The organism is Streptomyces sp. NBC_00083, from assembly GCF_026343295.1.
Taxonomy (GTDB): Bacteria; Actinomycetota; Actinomycetes; order Streptomycetales; family Streptomycetaceae; genus Streptomyces.
In genome coordinates, this window is sequence record NZ_JAPELY010000002.1 from 1,702,092 (window position 1) to 1,720,307 (window position 18,216).

Consider the following 18,216-nt stretch of genomic DNA (forward strand, 5'->3'; position numbering starts at 1 on the left):
TAGTGCTCCTTCGGTGAAGCGCATCACGGAGGATGCGGTACGACCCATGAGTCGTACCGCATCCCCGCGACCGGTGCACGGCATCTTCACAACCCAACCGGTTTGGGACACAAGGGAGATGGGATGTGCGAACGCCGTGCGAGAGATCAGGACAGCAGTTCGACCTCCGCGAGCGTCGCCCCGCCGTCCGGACCCACAAGGCGGTAGTGCGCGTAGGAACCGGGGGAGCGGACCGAGAAGACCCGGGTCTGGCGGTCCCAGGTGAACGACTCGCCCGAGCGCCGGTCGATGTCCTTCCACGTCGTGCCGTCCGCCGAGGCCTGCAGCGTCCAGGACGCCGGAGCCTTGGCGTGCTCCGCCGAGGTGAGCGTGTACTGGACGGCGCGCGTCGGCGCGGACACCGCAAGCTCCACCGAGGTGAACGGCGCCGAGGTGGCGGAGGAGTTGTCGAACAGCGGACCCGGGCCGGTGATCGCATCGCTCGGCGGCGTGGGCACCTTGGCGTCCTTGGTGATCGAGACCGGCGCCGCGTTCTGACCGGTGCCCCACGACGAGGGCTTCGGGCCCATCGCGAAGTCGAGCGTGCCGCCCCGCGCGAGCAGGTCGTGCGGGAGCGCCGTGGAGTTCCACGCCTTCCCGTTCACCTTCAGGGACTGCACGTACACGTTGGCGGTGCTGTTCTTCGGCGCCTTCACCACCAGGTCGCGCCCGTTCTCCAGGTGCACGGTCGCCTTGGTGAACAGGGGCGAGCCGATCGCGTACTCACCGCTGCCCATCACCAGCGGGTAGAAGCCGAGCGCCGAGAACACGTACCACGCCGACTGCTCGCCGTTGTCCTCGTCGCCGTGGTAACCCTGCCCGATCTCACTGCCGTTGTAGAGCCGCCGCAGGACCTCGCGGATCTTCTCCTGCGCCTTGTAGGGCTGCCCCGCCGCGTCGTACATGTACGTGACGTGGTGCGCGACCTGGTTGGAGTGGCCGTACTGGCCCATCCGTACGTCCCGTGCCTCGGTCATCTCGTGGATGACACCGCCGTAGGACCCGGCCAGGTCGGGCGAGGCGGTCTCCGGTGTGGCGAAGTACGTGTCGAGCTTCTTGGCGAGGCCCGCCCGGCCGCCGTACAGGTTGGCGAGACCGCGGGAGTCCTGCGGGGCGGTGAAGGCGTAGCCCCAGCCGTCGGTCTCGGTGTAGTCGTAGCCCCACACGCGCGGGTCGTACGCGGCGCTGTCCACGCGCCACGTGCCGTTGGCGGCCTTGCCCTGGAAGAAGCCGGCCTTGCTGTCGAAGAGCTTCACGTAGTTCTGGGCCCGGCCCATGAAGTACGCCGACTCCTCCTTGTAGCGGGGCTTCTTCGTCTTCTCGTACAGCGCCTGGCCCATCTTCGCCAGGCCGTAGTCGTTGACGTAGCCCTCCATCGACCAGGACAGGCCCTCGGGGGTGGAGGTCGGGGCGTAGCCGAGGAAGGGGGAGGTGTCCATGCCCTTGCGGCCCACGCCCGAGGAGGGCGGGGCGACCGTGGCGTTCTTCAGGGCCGCCTCGTAGGCGGCCTCCGCGTCGAACTTCACGCCCTTCACATAGGCGTCGGCGAAGGCCACGTCCGAACTGGTGCCGGTCATGAGGTCCGCGTAGCCGGGCGAGGACCAGCGGGAGATCCAGCCCCCGTCCTTGTACTGCTGCACGAAGCCGTCGACCATCTCGCCGGCCTTGTCCGGGGTGAGCAGCGAATAGGCGGGCCAGGTCGTGCGGTAGGTGTCCCAGAAGCCGTTGTTGACGTACACGGAGCCGTCGACGACCTTCGACCCGGTGTGGGTCGGGGTGTCCTCGCCGGCCTTCGGCGCGAACGGGCTGGCGTACTGGAGCTTCGAACCGACCTTCTCGGAACCGGAGTTGGGGTACAGGTAGAGCCGGTAGAGCGAGGAGTAGAGGGTGGTCAGCTCGTCGTGCGACGCGCCCTCCACCTCGATGCGGCCGAGGATCTTGTCCCAGGCCTGCCGCGCCCGGTCCTTGACCGCGTCGAAGCGGGCCTTCGCGGGGATCTCGGCGGCGAGGTTGGCCTTCGCCTGGTCCACGCTGATCAGCGAGGTCGCCAGGCGCAGGGTGACGGTGCGGTCCTTGCCCGGCTTGAAGCGCGCGTAGCCGGTGACGTCGGCGCCCCCGCCGCCGGGCAGCTTGCCGCTCGCGGTGACGGGCGCGTCGAACACCCCGTACACGAAGAGCCGTCCGGCCCCCGCCGACAGGCCGCTCTTGACGTCCGAGTAGCCGGTGAACGAGGAGGTCGCCGGGTCCAGGGTGAGGCCGCCCTGGTTGGTGACGTTGTCGAGGACGATGCTCGCGTCGTCACCGGGATAGGTGAACCGCATCATCGCCGCGTGGTCGGTGGGCGTGATCTCCGTCTTGAGCCCGTTCTCGAAGGTGACGCCGTAGTAGTACGGCTTCGCGGTCTCGTTCTCGTGCCGGAAGGGCAGCGCGCGGGCGGTCCGGGAGGCGTCGGGGGTGCCGGCCGCCGCCGACGGCATGACCTGGAAGGTCTGCCGGTCGCCCATCCAGGGGCTCGGCTCGTGGCTGGCGCTGAACGCCTGGAGGGTGGGCAGGTTGTCGGCGTTGTTGCGGCGCGCGTAGTCGTACAGCCAGTCCTGCGACCCGGCGTTGGTCACCGGCGTCCAGAAGTTGAACCCGTTGGGGACCGCCGTCGCGGGGAAGTTGTTGCCGCGCGAGAACGACCCGCTGGAGTTGGTGCCGCGGGTGGTGAGCGCGTAGTCCGAGAGGTGGGCGAGCGGCTTCTCGGTCTTCTTCGGTGCGATCGAGAGGTCGTCGATCCAGCCCTGGAAGGTGGCCGGGCCCTTGGGGGAGTCGTACGCCACCAGGATCCGGTCCACCGTCTTGCCGGCGGCGACGGAGCCGATCACCGAGGAGACCTGGTTCCACTGGTTGACGTAGAGCGTCTTGGCGGCGCCCTGCCCCTGCGGGGTGAGGAGCCCGCCGTGCGCGTCGACGGCCTTCAGGTCACTCAGATAGGTGCCGTCGGTGAAGGCGAGGTCCACGGACACGTTGGTGGCGGGGTAGTTGAGGTCGGTCTCCGCCATCGACGGGAAGATCTTGTAGTCGAGCTCGGTGTCCCGGCCGACGCGCGTGTCGACGTCGAAGACCTTGTTGTACGAATAGGCGCGCCCGCCGGGCTTGTGGGTGCCTGCGTAGCGCAGCGCCCGGACGCCGGTGAAGCCGGCGTTCGCCTTGGCGGTGGGGGAGCCGCCGGGCCCGCGGCCGGTGACGGTGAGCATGTCCGGGGGGACGGGGGTGCTGGTGTCACCGTTGGAGAACTGGACATCGGCGAGCTGCGTGATGGGCGCGCCGCCGTTCGCGGTGATCTCCAGGCGGTAGTGCGCGTAGGCGGTGGCGTTGGCGACGTCGTAGGTCTTGGTCTGGCCGCGGTCCTTGAAGCTCTCGCCGGTGCGGCGGTCCAGGGTCTTCCAGTCCTTGCCGTCGAGCGAGCCCTGGAGGGTCCAGTCCTTGGGGTCGCGTTCGGGCGCGTCGTTGGCGGACGTCAACGCGTAGGCGGCCGTCTTCACCCCTTCGGACAGATCGAATTCGAGCCAAGCTGTCGACTGGAAGGCCAGCCATTTCGTGCCGGCCTGACCGTCGAGGAGGTTCTCCTTGACCTCGCCGCCGTCGGTGTTCTCGGCGCTGGCCCGCACGGCGGTGACCTTGTCGGTCACGTTGCCCGGTATGCCACTGGCGAAGCCTCCGTCGACGCCCGACGACCGCTTGTTCCCGGCGTGGTCGGTATCGACGGAGTCGGTCCAGTCGGGCTGCGGCTGGCCGGTTTCGAACGACGTGCTGAAGCGGCCGTCGGCGGGCGGCCGGGCCGTCGCGGACGGCGCGCCGACGGCCGACTGCGCCGTCACTACGAGCAGGAACGAGGCCGCCACGAGGGCGGCCGCCGGTCCTCGTCGGTACCGGGATCTGGGCAGCATGCGGGCCCTTCCGTCGGCGCACGCCGGTGATGTCCGGCAGATGCGAGGTGGACAACGTTGTCAGAGTGAAAACGCAGGATCCAGTAGCGCGGCAAGTGGCGGGTGGTGTCAAGGGCGTTGAGAAGGAATGGGTGGCTTGAATCGAGGGGGCAATGCAGGCGTCAAGGTGTGTAATGCGCGTCAAAAGGAGCACCCTCATCCGCATTGGTACGTACCAACGGATATATCCGCGAGGTCTCAACTCGGGAAAGACTGGCGGCCAACCCTGCTTTCGATCTTGCTCAGTTGACGGGAAGTGGACTATACCTGTCGGCGTCCGGGCAACCCGCTGAACGCGGGCGGGGGGAACCGCGTGCGGGCCGGTCGGCCCGGGACCGGGCAGCCTCCGCGATGGATGTACGGCATCACTCACGCTTCAACTGTTCGCGGGCGCCGGCGGATTCCGCTGCACCGCATGAGTCCTGGAGAAGGCGAGGACTTGAGCATGGGATCCGAGATCAACCGCCGTGACGCACTCAAGCGGGCCATGGCAATCGGCCTGCTGGCGGTGCCGGCGACGTCACTGCTGAGCGCGTGCGCCAGCTCAGACAGCGGGGACAGCAGCACGAAGCCGAAGTCCCAGGGCACCAAGTCGGCGGACAACCCGCTCGGCGTCAACAAGGGCACCGCTCTTGAGGCGTTCGTCTTCAAGGGCGGCTTCGGCGACGACTACATCAAGTCGGCCGAGGCCGACTACAACGCCAAGTACGGCATCACGGTCAAGCACACCGGCACGCAGGCCATCGGCCCGAAGCTGCAGCCGCGCTTCGCCGGCAGCACCCCGCCGGACTTCATGGACAACTCCGGCGCCGACAACCTCGACACCGCCGCGCTCGCCAAGACCGGCAAGCTCCAGGACCTCACCCCGCTCCTGGACGCCCCGACCATCGACGACCCGTCGAAGAAGGTCCGCGACGTCCTCATCGCCGGCACCATCGAGCAGGGCCAGTTCGGGGCCAAGGAGATGTACGCGTTCAACTACGCGTTCACCGTCTACGGCACCTTCTATTCCAACAAGCTGTTCAAGGACAAGGGCTGGACCTACCCCCAGACCTTCTCGGACATGCTGGCGCTCTGCAAGAAGATCAAGGCCGCGGGCATCGCCCCCTTCACGTACCCGGGCAAGTACCCGTACTACGTGCTGTTCGACCTGCTGCACCAGATCGGCAAGGTCGGCGGCAAGGACGCCCTCAACGCGATCGACAACCTCGACGACGGTGCCTTCAAGACCGACGCCGTCAAGGAAGTCATCTCGTACTACGAGGAGCTCGCCGGACAGGGCTACTTCCTCCAGGGCTCCGAGGGCATGACGCACATCCAGATGCAGACCGCCTGGACGCAGGGCCGCGCCGCGATGGTGGCCGACGGCTCCTGGGTGGAGAACGAGGCCGCGCCCACCATGCCGAAGGACTTCGACCTCGCGGTCGGCTCCCTGATCGGCTCCGGCCCCAACGACAAGCTGCCCTTCGGCACCCTGTACGCGGCGGCCGGCGAGCCCTTCATCGTGGCCAAGGACGGCAAGAACCCCACCGGTGGCATGGAACTGCTGCGCATCATGCTCAGCAAGAAGCAGACCACCAACTTCACCAACGCCGTCAAGTCGCTGACCTGTGTTCAGGGCGCCGCGGACGGCCTCACCCTGACCCCGGGCCTGACCTCGGCGAACGCCGCGCTGAAGGCGGCAGGCCCCAACGTCCTCAACGCTCGGATCCAGGACTGGTACAAGAAGCTGAACAACGAGACCATCGGCAACCTGACCCTGGACCTGCTCACCGGCAAGATCAAGGCCACCGAGTGGATGGACAAGGCCCAGAAGGCCTCGGACGACACCAAGAAGGACTCCTCCGTCCCGAAGTTCAAGCACCTCTGACGAGGGCGCTCAACCCCACTGGCTGAGACGAGAGCGACCGGCGACATGCGACACGGCAAGTACCGGTTCATCATCGGATTCCTGGCAATTCCCCTGGCGCTCTACGGGGTCCTCGTGATCTCGCCGTTCCTCCAGGACTTCCAGATTTCGATGACGAGCTGGAGCGGACTGACCCCCGAGAAGAACTTCATCGGGCTGGACAACTATCAGAAGCTGATTCACAACGACCTCTTCTGGAAGGCGTTGTGGCACAACGTCCTTCTGCTCCTCTTCGTGCCGGTCGTCACGCTGGCCTTCGGTCTCTTCTTCGCCTTCATGCTGAATGTCGGCGGCCGCCGCAAGGGTTCCGCGGGGGTCGCCGGCGTGCGGGGCTCCGGCTTCTACAAGGTGATCTTCTTCTTCCCGCAGGTCCTCTCGATCACGATCATCGCGATCCTGTGGCAGCAGATCTACAACCCCGACCCCGAGAACGGGATGCTCAACTCGCTGCTTTCGAGCGTCGGTCTGAGCTCGCTCCAGCAGTCCTGGCTCGGCGACTCCAGCATCGCGCTGATCTGCATCATGGTCGTCATGGTGTGGGCCAACGTCGGCTTCTACGTCGTCCTGTTCTCCGCCGGCATGGCCTCCATCCCGGGGGAGATCTACGAGGCGGCGCTCCTGGACGGCGCCTCGCGGGTCAAGACGTTCTTCCGGATCACGCTGCCGCTGCTGCGGGACACGGTGGCCACGGCCTGGGTCTACATGGGCATCATCGCCATGGACGCCTTCATCTACGTACAGCTGATGTCCGTCAATGTCGGCGGCCCCGACGAATCCACCGACGTGGTCCCGCTGCTGCTGTACAAGACGGCGTTCCGGGACAACAGTCAGTACGGAATGGCCGCCGCCATGGGTGTCGCGATGCTGATCGTGACCCTGGTGTTCGCCATTCTCAGCATGCGGCTCTCGCGCCGTGAGCGCATCGAATTCTAGGGATGGCGCGATGACGACCGAAACCCTGAAGGTGGACGGCGAGCAGTCGTCCCGGCCCACGGCGAGCGCCGCCCGCTGGAAGTGGCGCAGCAGCGAGGGCGGCGTGCTCAACGCCTTCTCGCACGTGTTCCTCCTGGTCTGGGCGCTCATGGTGGGCGTGCCCCTGCTGTGGGCGCTGTGGAGCTCGTTCAAGACCTCCGGTGACATCCTCACCCACCCCTGGTCGCTGCCGAGCGAACTCCACTTCGACAACTGGTCGCGGGCCTGGAGCAAGGCGAACATCGGGCGGTACTTCCTCAACACCGCTTTCGTGGTGGGCTTCTCGACCGTCGGCACCATGCTGCTCGGCTCGATGGCGGCCTATGTGCTCGCGCGGTTCGAGTTCCCCGGCAACCGGTTCATCTACTTCCTGTTCGTCGGCGGCATGGCCTTCCCCGTGGTCATGGTGCTCGTCCCGCTCTTCTTCGTCACGAAGAACCTGGGCATCCTCAACACGCTGCCCGGCCTCGTCCTCATCTACATCGCGTACTCGCTGCCGTTCACGGTCTTCTTCATGACGGCGTTCTTCCGGACGCTGCCGACCACGGTCGCCGAGGCCGCCCTGATCGACGGGGCCTCGCACACCCGCACCTTCTTCCAGATCATGCTGCCGATGGCCAAGCCCGGCATCATCAGCATCGGCATCTTCAACGTGCTCGGCCAGTGGAACCAGTACCTGCTGCCCCTGGTGCTCAACCAGGGCGACACCAAGAACTGGGTCCTCACGCAGGGTCTCGCCGACCTCGCCGTGCAGCAGGGCTACCAGGGCGACTGGGGGGCGCTCTTCGCGGGCCTGACCATCGCGATGCTGCCCGTGCTCGCCGTGTACGTCGTCTTCCAGAAGCAGGTCCAGGCGGGCCTGACCGCGGGGGCGCTCAAGTAGCGCCACCCGGCACCCGCCTTCTCCTCCCGACCGCCCGTGGGCCCCGCGCCCACGGGCGGTCGTGCGTTCCCGATCCGCTCCGCATCTGCTCAGGTCTTGACGGGAGACCACCCAGAAGGCTGAGCTTAGGGTTCACATGTTGGAGAAAAGACGGGGCCTCAATGCTGCGGCTCCGTGCGGGGGCGGCCGTCGTGCCGTCCGCCTACGGCGGGAGTGGATGAGTCGATGGAGACTCCGGGGTCGCAGACGTCACTGCACCGGGCCAACCTTGAGCGGGTCGTACGCGCCGTGCGGATGGCGGGCTCGCTCACCCAGGCCGAGATCGCCCGAACGACCGGCCTGTCCGCGGCCACGGTCTCCAACATCGTGCGGGAACTGAAGGAAGGCGGCACCGTCGAGGTCACCCCCACTTCGGCGGGCGGGCGCCGGGCCCGCAGCGTCTCGCTCAGCGGCTCGGCCGGCATCGTGATCGGGGTCGATTTCGGCCATACGCACCTGCGGGTGGCCGTCGGCAACCTGGCCCACCAGGTACTCGCCGAAGAGGCCGAGCCGCTCGATGTCGACGCCTCGTCCGCGCAGGGCTTCGACCGGGCGGAAGAGCTGGTCAAGCGGTTGATCGCGACCACCGGCATCGGCCAGGACAAGGTGATCGGGATCGGGCTCGGCGTGCCGGGCCCCATCGACGTGGAGTCCGGCACGCTCGGCTCCACCGCGATCCTGCCGGGCTGGACCGGCATCAACCCCAGCGAGGAGCTCTCGGGGCGCCTCGGCGTCCCCGTGTACGTGGACAACGACGCCAACCTGGGGGCCCTGGGCGAGCTGGTCTGGGGCAGCGGCCGGGGGGTGCGCGACCTGGCATACATCAAGGTCGCGAGCGGTGTGGGCGCCGGTCTCGTGATCGACGGGCAGATCTACCGCGGACCCGGCGGCACCGCCGGGGAGATCGGGCACATCACCCTGGACGAGTCGGGCCCGGTCTGCCGCTGCGGCAACCGCGGCTGCCTGGAGACGTTCACCGCGGCGCGTTATGTGCTGCCGCTGCTGCAATCGAGCCACGGCGCCGACCTGAGCATGGAGCGCGTGGTCCGCATGGCGCGCGAGGGCGATCCGGGGTGCCGCCGCGTCATCGCCGACGTGGGGCGCCACATCGGCAGCGGCGTGGCCAACCTGTGCAACCTCCTGAACCCGAGCCGGGTGGTGCTCGGCGGCGACCTGGCGGAGGCCGGAGAGCTCGTTCTCGGGCCCATCAGGGACTCCGTGGCGCGGTACGCGATCCCCAGCGCGGCCCGGCAGTTGTCGGTCCTTCCCGGGGCGCTGGGCGGCCGTGCCGAAGTGCTCGGCGCGCTCGCCCTCGTCCTGAGCGAAATGGGGGATTCGACCCTCTTGGACAGCGCCCTGCCGGCCTCGGCTCCTGCCTTCACTTAGATAACGGATGGCACCGTTGTCATCTCGTTAAGGATTTACTCCTTGACGGTGGGCTTAACGCCGAGTTGACTTCCAGCCACCTCGGCCGCAACGTCGCGGCCTCGTCAGGGAGGTTTCTGAAGTGAACACGAACATGCGTCGTGCCGCTGTAGCCGTTGCCGCCACCGCGATGGCCGTCACACTCGCCGCCTGTGGCAGCGCCAAGGAGTCGGGCGGCGGCACCAAGTCGTCCGACAGCGCCAAGAAGGGCGACGACCTGAAGATCGGTCTGCTGCTCCCCGAGAACCAGACCGCGCGCTACGAGAAGTTCGACAAGCCGCTGATCGAGGCCAAGGTCAAGGAACTGACCAACGGCAAGGGCCAGATCGTCTACGCGAACGCCAAGCAGGACGCGACGACCCAGAACCAGCAGGCCGACACGATGATCACCAACAAGGTGGACGCGCTCATCGTGGACTCGGTCGACTCGGCCGCCATCGCGACCTCGGTCAAGAAGGCCAAGGACGCCGGCATCCCGGTCGTCGCCTTCGACCGCCTCGCCCAGGGGCCGATCGACTCCTACGTGTCCTTCGACAACGAGGAAGTCGGCCACGTGCAGGGCAAGGCCCTCCTGGAGGCCCTGGGCGACAAGGCCAAGTCCGGCGACATCGTCATGATGAACGGCGCCGTCACCGACCCGAACGCCGCGCTCTTCAAGAAGGGCGCCCACGCCGAGCTCGACGGCAAGGTGAACATCGGGAAGGAGTACGACACCAAGGAGTGGAAGCCCGAGAACGCCAACGCCAACATGGAGGGCGCGCTCTCCGCCCTGGGCAAGGACAAGGTCATCGGCGTTTACTCCGCCAACGACGGCATGGCGGGCGGCATCATCACCGCCCTCAAGGCCGCCGGCCTCTCCAAGCTCCCCCCGGTCACCGGCCAGGACGCCGAGCTCGCGGGTGTGCAGCGGATCCTCTCGGGTGAGCAGTACATGAGCGTCTACAAGTCCTACCCGCAGGAGGACGCGATCGCCGCCGAGATGGCGGTCAAGCTCGCCAAGGGCCAGGACCTCGGCTCGCTCGCCCCGAAGAAGCTCGACTCGCCGACCACCAAGGGCGTCCCGTCGAACATCGTCCCGGTCGTCTCGCTGACCAAGGCGAACATCAACGACACGGTCATCAAGGACAAGATCTACACGGTCGCCGAGATCTGCACGGCCTCGTACAAGGCCGCCTGCGACACGGCCGGCGTCAAGTAGTTCCCCGCGCCGTGCCGCGCCGAGTCCCCTGATTTCCCGGGGGCCTGAGCGCACCACACACCCTCCGGCGCCCCACGGCCGCCTTCCACCCCGCTGCGGCGGGGGCGCCGGAGAAAACGTTCCTCCCATTTTTCTGTTCTCTTCTGCTCGACCTCCGCGCCCCATCCCCTCCGGGCGCGGCATCCCCGCCGGTCAGGCGGCGAAGGAGATGGTTCACGTGTCCGCTACGCCCGTGTTGGCGTTGCGCGGGGTCTCCAAGCGGTTCGGTGCCGTTCAGGCGCTCACCGACGTAGAGCTTGAGGTCCACGCCGGTGAAGTGCTCGCCCTGGTGGGCGACAACGGCGCCGGAAAGTCCACGCTGGTCAAGACGATCGCCGGCGTGCACCCCATCGATGACGGAGTCATCGAGTGGGAAGGCAAGGCCGTCCAGATCGGTAAGCCGAACGACGCCCAGAACCTGGGCATCGCGACCGTCTACCAAGACCTCGCGCTGTGCGACAACATCGACGTCGTCGGCAACCTCTACCTCGGACGCGAGCTGAAGAAGCGCGGTGTCCTCGACGAGGTCGAGATGGAGCGCCGCTCGCGCGAGCTGCTCACCACGCTGTCGATCCGGATCCCGAGCGTGCGCATCCCGATCGCCTCGCTCTCCGGCGGCCAGCGCCAGACCGTGGCCATCGCCCGCTCGATGCTCGGCGAGCCCAAGCTCGTGATCCTCGACGAGCCGACCGCGGCGCTCGGCGTCGAGCAGACCGCGCAGGTCCTCGACCTGGTGGAGCGGCTGCGCGAGCGCGGCCACGCGGTCGTCCTCATCAGCCACAACATGGCCGATGTGAAGGCCGTGGCCGACAAGGTCGCGGTGCTCCGGCTCGGCCGGAACAACGGTGTCTTCGACGTGAAGACCACCTCGCAGGAAGAGATCATCTCCGCCATCACCGGGGCCACGGACAACGCCGTGACCCGCCGTGCGGCGCGCAACGCGGAGGTTCAGAAGTGAGCACCGACAAGACCTCCCCGACCGACCTCGGCAAGGCGGCCGCCGCCCCGGTCGACGCGCCGCCGGCCGCGGGCGCCGCCACCACCGCGGTCGACCCCCGCCTCCTCGTGCGCGAGCAGGGCTTCGGCGGCTACCTCGGCGAGCTGAAGCGCAAGGTGCGCGCCGGTGAGCTGGGCGCGCTGCCCGTGATCGTCGGCCTGATCATCATCTGCATCGTCTTCCAGAGCCTGAACTCGAACTTCCTCACCGCAGGCAACCTCTCCGACATCTCCGTCGCCATGGTCGGCACGGGCATGATCGCGGTCGGCATCGTCTTCGTGCTGCTGCTCGGCGAGATCGACCTGTCGGTCGGCTCGGTCAGCGGCGTGGCGGGCGCGTCCTTCGCGGTGCTGAGCATCCTGCACGGCGTTCCCGAGTGGCTGGCGCTGATCCTGGCCATCCTCACGGGCGCGGTCGCCGGAGCCATCCACGGCTTCATCTTCGCGCGCATCGGCGTCCCCGCCTTCGCCGTCACGCTGGCCGGTCTGCTGTTCTGGAACGGCTTCATGCTGAAGATCCTGGGCGACAACGGCACGATCAACACCAACGGCTCGGGCATCTTCTACAACCTGTCGAACTACTTCTTCAGCGATGTCGCGGTGGCGTACGGCGCCGCCGTGGTGGCCGTCGCCGTGTACTTCCTGTCCGCGTTCTTCGACAGCCGTCGCCGCGAGGCCGCGGGCGTCCCCTCGCGGCCGCTCAGCGAGATCGTGCTGCGCACCGCGCTGCTCGCCGTGGTGGGGTTCGCGGTGGCGTACATGTTCAACCAGAACAAGGGCCTGCCGCTCGCCGTGGTGATCTTCCTCGCGGTGCTGATCCTCACGGACTTCGTGCTCCGCCGCACGTCCTACGGCCGCATGATCTTCGCGCTCGGCGGCAGCGTCGAGGCCTCGCGCCGGGCCGGCATCAACATCGTGCTCGTCCGCACCTCGGTCTACGCGATCTCCGGCACCTTCGCGGCCGTCGGCGGCCTCTTCCTCGCCTCCAAGATCAGTGCGGCCAACCAGGGCGCCGGCAGCGGCGACCTCCTGATGAACGCCATCGCGGCGGCCGTCATCGGCGGCACCAGCCTCTTCGGCGGCCGCGGCCGCACCTGGAACGCGCTCCTCGGCGTCCTGGTGATCACCTCGATCCAGTACGGCCTCGCCCTCGAAGGCGTCGCCGCCGCGATCCAGCAGATGATCACCGGTGGCGTGCTCTTGATCACCGTCATCATCGACGCCGTCACCCGGAAGACCCAGAAGTCCGCGGGCCGCGCCTGACCTGCCCCGCTCCCGCCGTGCCCGGTGCCCCTGTGGCGCCGGGCACGGCTGTGTCGCGGGTGCACATCACCCATACGAGTGACACAGAACGCACCGCCCCGCGACCGTGGCCGCGGGCGGAACATTAGACTCATCGGATCGGCATGCTCGACCAGCACGGATGCAAGGAGGCACGGGTGCCGCTGCTTACCCGAATCAGGGGACCGCGCGATCTTGACCGGCTCAGCCCGGAGCAGCTCGACCAGCTGGCGGCAGAGATCCGGACCTTCCTGGTGGACGCGGTCTCCAAGACCGGTGGACACCTCGGTCCGAACCTCGGTGTGGTGGAACTGACCATCGCACTGCACCGCGTCTTCGAATCGCCCCGGGACCGGGTCCTGTGGGACACCGGCCACCAGAGCTACGTCCACAAGCTTCTGACGGGACGGCAGGACTTCTCCCGGCTGAAGATGAAGGGCGGTCTCTCCGGCTACCCGGCGCGCGCCGAGTCGGAGCACGACGTCATCGAGAACAGCCACGCCTCCACCGTCCTCGGCTGGGCCGACGGCCTCGCCAAGGCGAACGAGGTCCTGAAGAAGGACGACCACGTCGTGGCCGTCATCGGCGACGGCGCGCTGACCGGCGGCATGGCCTGGGAGGCGCTGAACAACATCGCCGCCGCCAAGGACCGCCCCCTGGTGATCGTGGTCAACGACAACGAGCGCTCGTACGCGCCGACCATCGGCGGCCTCGCCAACCACCTCGCGACCCTGCGCACCACCGACGGCTACGAGCGCTTCCTCGCCAAGGGCAAGGACCTCCTGGAGCGCACCCCGGTCGTCGGCAAGCCGCTCTACGAGACGCTGCACGGCGCCAAGAAGGGCCTCAAGGACTTCATCGCCCCGCAGGGCATGTTCGAGGACCTGGGGCTGAAGTACGTCGGCCCGATCGACGGCCACGACATCGAGGCCCTGGAGTCGGCGCTCCAGCGCGCCAAGCGCTTCGGCGGCCCGGTCATCGTGCACTGCCTCACCGAGAAGGGCCGCGGCTACCAGCCGGCGCTCGCCGACGAGGCCGACCGCTTCCACGCCGTCGGCAAGATCCACCCGGACACCGGCCTCCCCGTCTCGACCTCCGGCCTCGACTGGACCTCCGTGTTCGGCGAGGAGATGGTCAAGCTCGGCAAGGAGCGCGAGGACATCGTCGCGATCACCGCGGCCATGCTCCAGCCCGTCGGCCTCGACAAGTTCGCCAAGGCCTTCCCCGAGCGGGTCTACGACGTGGGCATCGCCGAGCAGCACGCGGCGGTCTCCGCGGCGGGCCTGGCCACCGGCGGTCTGCACCCCGTCTTCGCGGTGTACGCGACCTTCCTCAACCGCGCCTTCGACCAGGTCCTCATGGACGTGGCGCTGCACAAGTGCGGCGTGACGTTCGTGCTCGATCGGGCCGGTGTCACCGGCACCGACGGCGCCTCGCACAACGGCATGTGGGACATGTCGCTCCTCCAGGTCGTGCCCGGCCTCAGGATCGCCGCCCCGCGCGACGCCGACCAGGTCCGCGCCCAGCTGCGCGAGGCCGTCCAGGTGGAGGACGCGCCGACCGTGGTGCGCTTCTCCAAGGGCGCGGTCGGCCCCGCCGTCCAGGCCGTCGGCCGGGTCGGCGGCATGGACGTGCTGCGCGAGCCCTCGACGGCCGCCGTCCGCCCCGATGTGCTCCTGGTCTCCGTCGGCGCGCTCGCGCCGATGTGCCTGGAGATCGCCGATCTGCTCGACGCGCAGGGCATCTCGACGACCGTGGTCGACCCGCGCTGGGTCAAGCCGGTCGACGAGGCGATGGCGCCGCTCGCCGAGAAGCACCGCGTCGTGGTCACCGTCGAGGACAACAGCCGGGTGGGCGGCGTCGGTTCGGCCATCAGCCAGGCGCTGCGCGACGCGGGCGTCGACGTGCCGCTGCGCGACTTCGGCATTCCGCCGCGCTTCCTCGACCACGCCTCGCGCAGCGAGGTCATGACGGAGATCGGCCTGACCGCTCCGGACATCGCCCGTCAGGTCACCGGTCTGGTGTCCAAGCTGGACGGACGGTACGAGGAGAGCCGCGCGGCGGTGGAGCCCGCCCGCGACTGATCACGCGTTCGCCGGTCAATGGGCCGGACCGATGTGCCTGTACGGGTGATCGGTCCGGCCCATTCGTGTGAAAAACGCGCTCAGCCCGGTACCCGTACCGCCACTCCTCCCGATCATGGCGAGGACGATGAGCTAGCGGAGGTGCACGGGTGGCCAGAAACGGTCTGTTCAGGACCAAATCGATCGAGCAGTCAATCCAGGACACAGAGGAGCCAGAACACGCGCTCAAGAAGTCCCTGTCCGCCCTCGACCTCACGGTCTTCGGGGTCGGAGTCATCATCGGCACCGGCATCTTCGTCCTCACGGGCAAGGTCGCCAAGGAGAACGCGGGCCCCGGGGTCTCCATCGCGTTCGTCGTCGCGGGCGTCGTCTGCGCGCTCGCCGCGCTCTGCTACGCCGAGTTCGCCTCGACGGTGCCGGTGGCGGGATCGGCGTACACCTTCTCCTACGCCTCCCTCGGTGAGCTGCCCGCCTGGATCATCGGCTGGGACCTGGTGCTCGAATTCGCGCTCGGCACGGCGGTGGTGGCGGTCGGCTGGTCGGGCTACGTCCGCTCCCTGCTCGACAACGCGGGCTGGCACCTGCCCGAGGCGCTCAGCGGCCGCGACGGCGCCCACGGCTTCGGCTTCGACATCCTGGCCGCCGCCCTCGTCCTCGTCCTGACCGGCGTCCTCGTGCTCGGCATGAAGCTGTCGGCCCGGGTCACCTCGGTCGTCGTCGCCATCAAGGTGACCGTCGTCCTGATCGTGATCATCGCGGGCGCGTTCTTCATCACGTCCTCCAACTACTCGCCGTTCATCCCCGAGGCGCAGCCGCAGACCGCCGGCAGCGACCTCAAGGCCCCGCTCATCCAGCTGATGTCGGGCTACGCGCCCACCAACTTCGGCGTGATGGGCATCTTCACCGCCGCCTCCGTCGTCTTCTTCGCCTTCATCGGCTTCGACATCGTGGCGACCGCCGCCGAGGAGACCAAGAACCCGCAACGGGACATCCCCCGCGGCATCCTCGGCTCCCTCTTCATCTGCACGATCCTGTACGTGGCCGTCTCCGTCGTGGTCACCGGCATGCAGAAGTACACCCAGCTCTCCGTGGACGCGCCGCTCGCCGACGCCTTCAAAGCCACCGGGCATCCGTTCTTCTCGGGCGTCATCAGCTTCGGCGCCGCCGTCGGCCTCACCACGGTCTGCATGATCCTGCTGCTCGGGCAGACCCGGGTGTTCTTCGCGATGAGCCGGGACGGGCTGCTGCCCATCTTCTTCTCCCGCGTGCACCCGCGCTTCCGCACCCCGCACCGCCCGACCATCCTGCTCGGCGTCATCATCGCGATCGTGGCCGGCTTCACCAGCCTCAGCGAACTCGCCGACCTGGTGAACATCGGGACCCTGTTCGCGTTCGTCGTCGTCGCCGTGGGCGTGGTCATCCTGCGCCACACCCGCCCCGACCTGCCGCGCGCCTTCCGCACCCCGCTGGTGCCCTGGGTCCCCGCGGCCGCGGTCGCCGCGTCGCTGTGGCTGATGATCAACCTGCCCGCCGAGACCTGGCTCAGGTTCGGCATCTGGATGGTGATCGGCGTGGTCTTCTACTTCCTGTACGGCCGCAGGCACAGCCGTCTCGAAGCCCCCGCCCGCCGCGACTCCGTGTAATCGCGGCCGATTCCCCGCGCCCCCGTATGTCCCTGCCCATCGGGGCATACGGGGCCGCATAGGGTGGCCCGCATGCTCGCCGAGCCGCCGCCCTCGCTACGATCCGTCACCACGAGCGTCCTCCCGAGACAGCGCCGCCGCCCCGCGGACCCGCCCGCGACGCCCGAAGACCGCTACTGGCGGCGGCTGCTCCCGGTCCTCGCCGCCCTCGCGCTGCTCACCCGGATCCCCTCCTTCCGGCACCCGCTGTGGAACCCCGACGAGGGCTATCTCGCCGTCCAGGCACGGCTGTTGGCGAGCGGCGGCACCCTGTACCAAACGGTCGTCGACCGCAAGCCGCCGCTGCTGCCCTGGCTCTACGAAGCCGTCTTCGCCCTGTGCGGCGACGCCTCGCTCACCCCGCTGCGCCTCGCCGCCGCCGGCGCCCAACTGCTCACCGCGCTCGCGCTCGCCGCCACCGCGCGCCGCCGCTGGGGCGACCGCGCGGGCCGCACCGCCGGCGTCCTGTACCTCCTGGTCTCCGTGGGCCTCAACCCCGAGGACGCGCAGGCCGCCACCTTCGAAGTGTTCATGCTGCCCTTCACCGCGGCGGCCCTGCTCTGCGCCGACCGCGGCCACTGGACCCGGGCCGGGCTCGCGATCGCCGGGGCCTGCCTCACCAAACAGACCGGCGGCGCCGCCCTCGTCCCCGTCCTGTGGCTCCTGTGGCACCACCCCGGACCCCGCCGAACCCCCCTGCTGCGCACGCTGGTCGGCATCGCCCTGCCCATCGTGGCCGCGGCCTGGCTCACCGGGCCGTCCCGCTTCCTGTTCTGGACGGTGACGGGCTCGTCGGCGTACGCCTCCTTCACCGGGTCCGAACTCCACGTCCTGACCCGGGGGTTGACCAACACCGCCCTGCTCGCCGCGGGCTGCGCCGGTCTGCTGCCGCCCGTCGTGCGGGTCCTGCGGATCGCACGGACCGGCGCGGCCGACCTGTGGCTGTGGCTGGCCGCGTCGGCGGGAGCGGTCCTGCTCGGCTTCCACTTCTTCGGCCACTACTACCTCCAGCTCATCCCGCCCCTGGTCCTGCTCGCCACCGGCGCGCTCCACATCCTGCCGACGTACCGGCTCACCAGCGCGCTGTCCGTGTCCACCTGCGCCTGCGCCCTGTTCGTCGCGTGGGGACTGCTCGCGCCGCGCCCCGACCTCGCCCACACCGAGCGCCTCGCCGCCGCCGTGGAGGCCCGCACCGGGCCGGCCGAACGGGTCCTGGTCTGGGGGATACACCCGGAGACGTACTGGCTGGCGGGCCGCACACCCGCGAGCCGCTTCCTGACCGCGGGGCTGCTCACCAACTACAGCGGCGGCCGTGACGGGCCCCAGGTGGGGGAGAAGTACGGCGTCGACGGCGCCTGGCGGGACTTCCGCGCCGAGCTCGCCGACCGGCCGCCCGTACTCGTCGTGGACGACTCCCGCGGCAAGCCCTTCGCCCCCGACCGGCTCCCCACCCTGCGCCGCTTCCTCGCCTCCCGGTACGACCGGAGCGGCGTGGTGGACGGGGCCGTGTTCTACGTGCGCGCCCGATGACCTCACCCGACCGGGCGTACCTCGTCCGGGCGGCTCGGGCGCCCCGCCCCAGGTGGCGAAAAGCCGCACGTCGGGACGGAAATACCAGGGGAAAACGGGGGTCGTGAGCAGTGTTATGGTCGCAGAAAGTCGCTTGTTTGCTGGACCCGGCCGCCTCGCGCGGAACCG

Annotated in this window: 11 protein-coding genes; 10 read left to right on the top strand and 1 reads right to left on the bottom strand. The window is 68.7% G+C overall.

Annotated elements, in window-relative coordinates:
- Positions 1-146 precede the first annotated feature (146 nt).
- Positions 147-3,971 (bottom strand): GH92 family glycosyl hydrolase, encoded by a 3,825-nt coding sequence (locus OOJ98_RS23735; RefSeq protein WP_267056957.1) that lies wholly within the window; start codon positions 3,969-3,971, stop codon positions 147-149.
- Between the two features lie 484 nt (positions 3,972-4,455).
- Between OOJ98_RS23735 and ngcE the strand changes: the two genes are divergently transcribed.
- The 10 genes from ngcE to OOJ98_RS23785 all read left to right on the top strand — a co-directional run bounded on the left by ngcE (position 4,456) and on the right by OOJ98_RS23785 (position 18,048).
- The gene (gene ngcE, locus OOJ98_RS23740; protein ID WP_267056958.1) at positions 4,456-5,880 is read left to right on the top strand and encodes an N-acetylglucosamine/diacetylchitobiose ABC transporter substrate-binding protein; all 1,425 of its coding nucleotides are present in this window, start codon (positions 4,456-4,458) and stop codon (positions 5,878-5,880) included.
- Positions 5,881-5,925: 45 nt separating this feature from the next.
- Positions 5,926-6,852 (top strand): carbohydrate ABC transporter permease, encoded by a 927-nt coding sequence (locus tag OOJ98_RS23745; protein WP_267056959.1) that lies wholly within the window; start codon positions 5,926-5,928, stop codon positions 6,850-6,852.
- A 10-nt stretch (positions 6,853-6,862) separates the two neighbouring features.
- Positions 6,863-7,774, top strand: coding sequence for a carbohydrate ABC transporter permease (locus tag OOJ98_RS23750; protein ID WP_267056960.1), 912 nt, complete (start codon positions 6,863-6,865; stop codon positions 7,772-7,774).
- A gap of 225 nt (positions 7,775-7,999) precedes the next feature.
- Positions 8,000-9,199, top strand: coding sequence for an ROK family transcriptional regulator (locus OOJ98_RS23755; RefSeq protein ID WP_267056961.1), 1,200 nt, complete (start codon positions 8,000-8,002; stop codon positions 9,197-9,199).
- A gap of 133 nt (positions 9,200-9,332) precedes the next feature.
- A complete protein-coding gene (locus OOJ98_RS23760) occupies positions 9,333-10,436 on the top strand; it encodes a sugar ABC transporter substrate-binding protein (RefSeq protein WP_267057075.1) in 1,104 nt (367 codons plus the stop codon).
- 208 nt (positions 10,437-10,644) lie between these two features.
- Positions 10,645-11,433: an ATP-binding cassette domain-containing protein gene (locus OOJ98_RS23765; protein ID WP_267056962.1), complete on the top strand. Its 789-nt coding sequence runs from the start codon at positions 10,645-10,647 to the stop codon at positions 11,431-11,433.
- On the top strand, positions 11,430-12,734 hold the full coding sequence (locus OOJ98_RS23770; RefSeq protein WP_267056963.1) for a sugar ABC transporter permease: 1,305 nt from the start codon (positions 11,430-11,432) through the stop codon (positions 12,732-12,734). The genes OOJ98_RS23765 and OOJ98_RS23770 overlap by 4 nt, the downstream gene beginning before the upstream one ends.
- Positions 12,735-12,910: 176 nt before the next feature.
- A complete protein-coding gene (gene dxs / locus OOJ98_RS23775) occupies positions 12,911-14,836 on the top strand; it encodes a 1-deoxy-D-xylulose-5-phosphate synthase (RefSeq protein WP_267056964.1) in 1,926 nt (641 codons plus the stop codon).
- A gap of 149 nt (positions 14,837-14,985) precedes the next feature.
- Positions 14,986-16,479, top strand: coding sequence for an amino acid permease (locus tag OOJ98_RS23780; RefSeq protein ID WP_267056965.1), 1,494 nt, complete (start codon positions 14,986-14,988; stop codon positions 16,477-16,479).
- A gap of 72 nt (positions 16,480-16,551) precedes the next feature.
- The gene (locus OOJ98_RS23785) at positions 16,552-18,048 is read left to right on the top strand and encodes a glycosyltransferase family 39 protein (RefSeq protein ID WP_267056966.1); all 1,497 of its coding nucleotides are present in this window, start codon (positions 16,552-16,554) and stop codon (positions 18,046-18,048) included.
- Positions 18,049-18,216: the final 168 nt, after the last annotated feature.

Coding starts and splice junctions, on each gene's coding strand:
- OOJ98_RS23760 (WP_267057075.1), top strand. CDS start 9,333: ATGCGTCGTGCCGCTGTAGCCGTTGCCGCCACCGCGATGGCCGTCACA.
- OOJ98_RS23735 (WP_267056957.1), bottom strand. CDS start 3,971: ATGCTGCCCAGATCCCGGTACCGACGAGGACCGGCGGCCGCCCTCGTG.
- OOJ98_RS23745 (WP_267056959.1), top strand. CDS start 5,926: ATGCGACACGGCAAGTACCGGTTCATCATCGGATTCCTGGCAATTCCC.
- OOJ98_RS23785 (WP_267056966.1), top strand. CDS start 16,552: ATGCTCGCCGAGCCGCCGCCCTCGCTACGATCCGTCACCACGAGCGTC.
- OOJ98_RS23755 (WP_267056961.1), top strand. CDS start 8,000: ATGGAGACTCCGGGGTCGCAGACGTCACTGCACCGGGCCAACCTTGAG.
- ngcE (WP_267056958.1), top strand. CDS start 4,456: ATGGGATCCGAGATCAACCGCCGTGACGCACTCAAGCGGGCCATGGCA.
- OOJ98_RS23750 (WP_267056960.1), top strand. CDS start 6,863: ATGACGACCGAAACCCTGAAGGTGGACGGCGAGCAGTCGTCCCGGCCC.
- OOJ98_RS23765 (WP_267056962.1), top strand. CDS start 10,645: ATGGTTCACGTGTCCGCTACGCCCGTGTTGGCGTTGCGCGGGGTCTCC.